Origin of the sequence: Bradyrhizobium sp. BRP56 (assembly GCF_020194035.1) — a bacterium.
GTDB lineage: Bacteria > Pseudomonadota > Alphaproteobacteria > Rhizobiales > Xanthobacteraceae > Bradyrhizobium > Bradyrhizobium australafricanum.
This window is the reverse complement of sequence record NZ_JADYVV010000135.1, coordinates 1-6,155: the sequence shown is the minus strand read 5'-3', so window position 1 is coordinate 6,155 and position 6,155 is coordinate 1. Positions and strand designations below refer to the sequence as shown.

5 protein-coding genes and 1 pseudogene are annotated in these 6,155 nt (G+C 59.3%); 4 read left to right on the top strand and 2 right to left on the bottom strand.

Annotated features, from left to right (window positions below):
* Window positions 1-343: 343 nt before the first annotated feature.
* Together I6F38_RS42755 and I6F38_RS42750 are read left to right on the top strand one after the other, a co-directional pair.
* Window positions 344-1,191 (top strand): annotated as a pseudogene (locus I6F38_RS42755) (IS66 family transposase); the annotation flags it as partial.
* A 2-nt stretch (window positions 1,192-1,193) separates the two neighbouring features.
* Window positions 1,194-1,427, top strand: a complete 234-nt coding sequence (locus I6F38_RS42750) for a hypothetical protein (protein WP_172647597.1) — start codon at window positions 1,194-1,196, stop codon at window positions 1,425-1,427.
* A gap of 399 nt (window positions 1,428-1,826) precedes the next feature.
* On the opposite strand, the gene I6F38_RS42740 is transcribed toward I6F38_RS42750, so the two are convergent.
* Both I6F38_RS42740 and I6F38_RS42735 read right to left on the bottom strand, forming a co-directional pair.
* Window positions 1,827-2,078: a recombination protein NinB gene (locus I6F38_RS42740; RefSeq protein ID WP_225164620.1), complete on the bottom strand. Its 252-nt coding sequence runs from the start codon at window positions 2,076-2,078 to the stop codon at window positions 1,827-1,829.
* A gap of 884 nt (window positions 2,079-2,962) precedes the next feature.
* Window positions 2,963-4,924, bottom strand: coding sequence for an acyltransferase family protein (locus tag I6F38_RS42735; RefSeq protein WP_225164619.1), 1,962 nt, complete (start codon window positions 4,922-4,924; stop codon window positions 2,963-2,965).
* Window positions 4,925-5,147: 223 nt separating this feature from the next.
* On the opposite strand from I6F38_RS42735, the gene I6F38_RS42730 reads away from it, so the two are divergent.
* Window positions 5,148-5,468 (top strand): hypothetical protein, encoded by a 321-nt coding sequence (locus I6F38_RS42730; RefSeq protein ID WP_225164618.1) that lies wholly within the window; start codon window positions 5,148-5,150, stop codon window positions 5,466-5,468.
* Window positions 5,469-5,668: 200 nt separating this feature from the next.
* Complete coding sequence (locus tag I6F38_RS42725; RefSeq protein ID WP_225164617.1) at window positions 5,669-6,106, top strand: transposase; 438 nt, start codon at window positions 5,669-5,671, stop codon at window positions 6,104-6,106.
* Window positions 6,107-6,155: the final 49 nt, after the last annotated feature.

Genomic DNA, 6,155 nt, shown 5'->3' with positions numbered 1-6,155 from the left:
ACCTTCGCCTTGAATGCCGGAGAATGCGTCCGGCGGCTCTTCTTCGTCATCTTCGCTCCTGATTCGCAGCAAGAATCCTCGCCGCTGTCAGGCAGAAAATCCACTCAAGCTACTGTCCGAATTTGCGAGGCCAGCTCTGACGCCTCGTCATTGGTTCCAAATGTTGCCGCTGCGCGATGCCGGCCAGACAAGCTCTGGATACGTATAGTCCTTCCTGCTCAGATGGTTGGTGATGACGCAGCCTGGGCCACCACTAAACCGAACCACCTTCTGCCCCACACGAAACATAGTTCATCTCTGCGAGAGGCTGGAGGTGAAATCCCTCCGGCCTACTTACCCCAAGATCCCGATCCTGGCGAAAGGGAAAGCAGATACCGGCCGGATTTGGACCTATGTTCGCGACGATCGGCCATTCGGCGGGCGAGATCCAGCGCGGCGCTGTTCTACGCCTCACGTGATCGGCGCGGCGAGCATCCCGCGCGGCATCTTCAGAACTTCGCCGATATCCTGCTGGCCGATGCCTATAGCGGGTTCAATGCTCTCTTCGATCCCGGACGCAAGGCGTTGCCGGCCACGCCGGCCTTCTGCTGGGCACATGGCCGGAGGGCGTTCTTCGAACTTGCCGACATCGCCCAGAACGCTCGCCGGGGAAGATCGGCGACGGCGATCTCGCCCGTTGCGCTGGAAGCGGTTCGTCGGATTGACCAATTGTTTGAGATCGAGCGCGATATCTATGGGCTGAGCGCTGAGGAGCGGCTGCAGATCCGCCGGGAGAGAAGCGCGCCACTGCTAACCGACCTTGAGGCTTGGCTCCGGGCGGAAGCTGCCGGGCTCTCGCGTTCGTCCAACGTGATTAAGCCGATCAATTATCTGCTCAACCGTTGGGACGGCTTTGCCCGCCTTGTCCACGACGGGAGGATCTGCATGACGAACAATGCTGCAGAGCGAGCATTGCGCTGTTTTGCTCTTGGAAGAAAGGCATGGTTGTTCGCCGGTTCTAATCACGGCGCCGAGCGGGCTGCCGTGATGGCCACGCTCATCATGACGGCGCGTCTCAACGACATCGACCCGAAAGCCTGGCTTGCCGACGTGCTTGCGCGCATCGCCAACATGCCACAAAGCCGGCTGCACGAGTTGCTGCCGTGGAATTGGACGCCTCCCACATCGACGTCCTCCGCTCAGGCGGCGTAGCCATGCACGTCAACAAAGTTCATGCCGTCTTCACCATCAGTCGCGTCGCGAAAGACCTCGGAGAGGACGAGGACTGGCTCTGGGATGTCGCAAGCGGAATGGAAACGGAAGACGGCGTCATCTGGGTTTACGGCATAGGTGAAGACGGCGTCATGGCGTTCACCGACTTCGGCATCGAAAACCTGATAGAACTCATCAGGATGCATAAGGAAGACCCCGAACTCCTCAAGCGGTGAGATCGGTGATCCACTATCAGCGGCTTAGCTCGGACGGATACTGCGGATCGGCCGACACGCGGTGTTCTGCGGCTCAGGCTGCGGAAATCCGCGCGATCGGATCTGCGGTTCACGTCGATAGGTGCCGATGTGAGAGACTGCGCGATGGTAGACGCGGGACTTCTCGGCGAGGTCGAGCTTTGCCTTCCGCGAATGGCATGGCGACGTGCAGAGCGGCCAAAGATTGCGCTCGCGGTTTTCTCCGCCATTGATCAGCGCGACGATATGGTCCAGCTGCCACTTGCGCGGCTCAAGCTTGCGAGTGACAGACGCCCTTGAAGTTCTGGAAGGTGCGCAGCCGGACACGAACCGGAATCGCCTCGTCGTCCGTCTTGCTAATCCATTCTGGTATTGCGCGACTCATGACCGGCTCTCCGGATCATGGAAGACGACGTCACGACGCGCGCCGAATTCGTGGACGAGGTCAATCACGTTCGAGAACTCGGCTTTGCCCAGGCTCGACGACGACCGGCCGAGATTGACGAACCCATTTCCATTGATGTTCGGAACAAGGCGCATCTCCTGGTTCAGCGCGTCCATGAAAAGAAGTTTCCAGTCCTCGGTGGACAGCTTGACGCTGTGCCGCATGAGCTGTGATGCAATGTCGGTCATCCTAGCTTCGTGCAGACCGCGTACACCACCGTCGATTCCGCGAAGGATTGCCAAGGCATCTACATGGCCGATGTGTGCCGTGGCGTCGAAATTCACGACTATACGCAGACTGGCAGCGTTTCCGGTCTTAGCGTCGTGCGTTTCGCCCGGTTGCGGGCTCGCGACATGTTCATGTCCGGCGACTTTGACACGGTATATTACCCCGGCCAATTTCCAGCGAAACGGCGACCAGGTGGATCTTCGCTATCGTACCCCGCAGCGCAGACCGATCTTATTTCTCCTACAACGTGCGCCAGCACCGAGTAGTGCTGGACAGCCAGCAGTCGGGGCCTTTCGATGACTGCCTCCTTAAGGTCTACGTTGACAACAACGAGAGCAATTTCGAAAACTCACTTTCCGAAATCGATTTGAAATACACCAACACGGGACGCCAGGTTTCGAACCTAGGCACCGGTTCGATTATTTGACTCGGGGTCGACCAGCGTAACGCGACAGCGCTTCTGGGTTTTTGCGCAACATTAAGATCGAGTTGGACGTGGTCTCTCGGCACGGTGCCCTCTCGGATGGTGGACTTTAGCAGCAACGTCAAAGCAGCTTGAGCTCGTTCAGCGAAACGGGAACGCCAGGTGTGTCTGGGTATCAAGCATATCGGCGCCACCCTGATGGCGGCGTGGAGATGTGGGGATTCAGAACGCGACCAACGCCGCTAACACGTTGATTACATTCACGCTGACTTTGGCGGCGTCTCCGAACGTGGTTTGCACAAGCACTGCAGGTGGAACCGCGGTGCCGATCAATGCTGCGTCAATTTCGACAACGGGTTTCCAGATCAATAACGCGAGAACGTCTATGGTCGCGGTGTGTTGGCATGCTTGGGGTTATATCTAGTCCCTGCTTGCGGAGCTGATCTGCGCATTCATTGCCGACTGAAGCCCGATGGTGGTTGCCAGATCTCGACGGGTGCTTTCGTTCAGGTTGCGTCTGATGTGTGAAATGTCACGGTAAAGAAACTCGCCATCGAGATAGGTCAGGCAAGTGGGGGCGCATAATGTATCTCTAGGTATCAGGGCCGTCACATTGGGATGCCGCGCCGCGATGTCTCTCAGCATGGCGTCGGTAGGTAGCGTGAATGTCCTCAGGTGTTCGATCGTCACTTTGTCTGCGCTGCACGGCCGGCGCATGAGGCCTAGCAGGTTGTTTACGGCGCAAGGAATGGGATCTTTGTCGAACTGCGGGACGCTGCCGACCAAAACGAAACGGCGTCCTGGGATCGATGTATCGTTTATTAAATCCTCGATTCCTGCCGCGACGAGGGCAATGCGTGCGCTCGGGCTCAGCTTGGTATCGCCGATAACCTGATTTGGCATAGGGCTCCAAGAGGCTGCCAGGATCACCGTGTCGATAGAAAGATCGTCTCGTAACAACTGAACGGCGCGCTTTCGCTGATCAGTGCAATACTCGGCAAAATTCGGTACTCCGTCGAACTGAAGTCGCTGCGCGCGGCCCCCGAAAGAGGCTGGGCAGTTGGTATAGAGGAGAACTCCTTGGTCAGGTCGCGCAGCCACTTGGACTAGAGGGGCTAAATGGCCAGCGTGGCTATCCCCCCAAAGAAGAGCTTTTGATTTAGCGGTGGTCCACGGATGTCCGAACGAGCAGTATTGGCTATTGAGCTCGGGCAATTGTTCGTATTTAGGGCACGGCCACTCCCACATCGCGTCGAGGCTGCGCATCGAATAGACGGCCGGCGGAATACGCTTCGGAAGTCCATCGGTGCTGTTCACATACATTCCGAGGCAAAAGACAGTCATTCCGGCCGCGAGGCCGGCCTGCACCGTTCGCGTCGGCAACCAAGGGCCTTGTCGGAAGGGCTTCTCAACGAAGCGGAATGACAGCACTGCCAGGGCGATCGAGACGGCTGCGAGCACGACCGCCTCAAGGCGGCTGGGCTCTGCGTTGTTGATGTAGTGGCGGAACAACACCCACACCGGCCAGTGCCAGAGATACAGGCTGTAGGAGATCAGCCCGATCGGGCGCAGCTTGCCGAGCCAATGGCTGAACCTTGGTTCGTCCCGGCGCGGCCAGATTACGAGCGCGGCGCCGACGCAGGGGTAGAGTGCGGCCGTGCCGGGGAATGCGCTCGCGCTGACGAAGACGAAGCCCGCGCCAATCGACGCGAGGCCAGCCGCGATAGCCGCGGCGCCAAGCCGTCGCGACAAAGGCGGCAGGAACACCAAGAGTGCGCCGAGTCCGAGTTCCCACGCCCGCGGCAGCACCATGTAGAAGGCACCCTTGGGATCCGCGTCGAGCCAGAGCAGGCTTGCGCCGAAACCGATCACGACAGCGGAAGCGACGATGGCGGCGAGGTCGATTTGCTTTCGGCCCGCGGCGAGGAGAGCCAGGAGCAATGGCCAAGCCAGATAGAATTGCTCCTCGACGCCGAGCGACCAGGTGTGCAGGAGCGGCATCAGGTCGGAAGTTTGGTCGAAATAGCTGGTGTTCGACTGGAAAAAGAAATTCGAGGCGCCGAATGCTGCGTATGCCGCGCTCGCTGCCATCGATTTGTAGTCGCCGGGCAACAGGAGGAACTTGCCGAGCAATAAGACGGTCAACAAAACTACAGCCAACGCGGGCACAATGCGTCGAATGCGACGGTCGTAGAAGTTAAGGACAGAGAAGGTGCCGTTTGCGATCTCGCCAGCGAGTTGCTGCGTTATCAGGAACCCGCTGATTACGAAGAAAACATCGACGCCGGTAAAGCCGCCCGCCAGAGCTGCATTGTAATGGAAGGCCAACACAGACAGTACGGCGATGGCCCGCAAGCCATCGATGTCAGCGCGGTATTTCAAGATTAGTGCCCGCCCGTTCTTAACTAGGTGCGGCAACTTACTCGGCACAACCCGCCCGAGCAAGCGCTGAGCGTGACCACTAAGACACACCAAGCCGCCTTTCGGGCGGCTTTTTCTTTGACAGGCGCATCAATGACCGACCTCGCAGCCTTGAAGGCGGCGAATGAGGCTCGCTGGGCCAAAGCCAAGCTGACCCGGAACTTTACCGGCGTGGCGAAGCGGCTTGTCGCTCCGGGAGGCGAAGGCTCGTTACCAAGCTGTCGAGGTGAAGACCGGAGTTCCCTGGGCCTTCATCACGGTCGCCCACGAGCGGGAGAGCTCGCAGGACTGGTCCGGTTCTCTCGCTCGAGGCGATCCATGGAACAAGGTCTCAACGCATGTGCCAGCGGGGAGAGGGCCGTTCTCGTCGTGGGAAGAGGCTGCCATTGATGCGCTGGTCAACTGCGCGCCGTGGGCGGGGAAGAACAAGGATTGGTCGATCGGCGGCACATTGACGATGGTCGAGCAATACAATGGGCTCGGCTACGCGAATGGCCGCGGTTGAGTTGGTAATAGGCGCTATGTGGCTGTTCGGTACTGTCAATCCGGCGGTTTTCGCCGCGCTGACGATTGGTCTGCCGGTACTGGCTCTGATGGTTGCTCTGCCAATAGTGTTGTTGATCCGTAAGCGCCGTTCAGGGGCCACCTACCGAGTGACGGGGTGATCTGCGAGTCTGCGGTTCGGTTTGGACCATTAGGCTTAGAATGGACACAGTGCATACTGCTATCACGGAGCCGGTGCGGCGGCTCGAGGTCTTCACCGGAGCCGGTCGTCGGCGGAAGTGGAGCGACGAGGACAAGGCTCGGATTGTTGCGGAGATCGCTGCGAGTGGCGACTCGGTCTGCTCGGTAGCGCGACGGCATGGATTGTCGCCGCCGCAGCTGTTTGGCTGGCGCCGTCAGTTGCGAGTAGCAGCGGGCGGTCATTCCGAAGCAGAAGAAGTACAGTTTGTGCCGGCGGTGGTCGATGCCGTAGTGCCGACGCCCGCTCTTGGGCTTGAGCGGAAAACGGTGCGCTGCAAAGCCAAGACGGATTCCGCGGTCATAGAGATCGAAGTTAACGGCATCACGATCCGGGCCGGTCGTGGTGCGGACCCGACGATGATTGCGTCGATCGTTCAGGCACTGAAGGCGAACCGGTGATTGGTCCGTCGGGTGCGGTCCGGGTGATGGTGGCGACCAAACCGGTAGA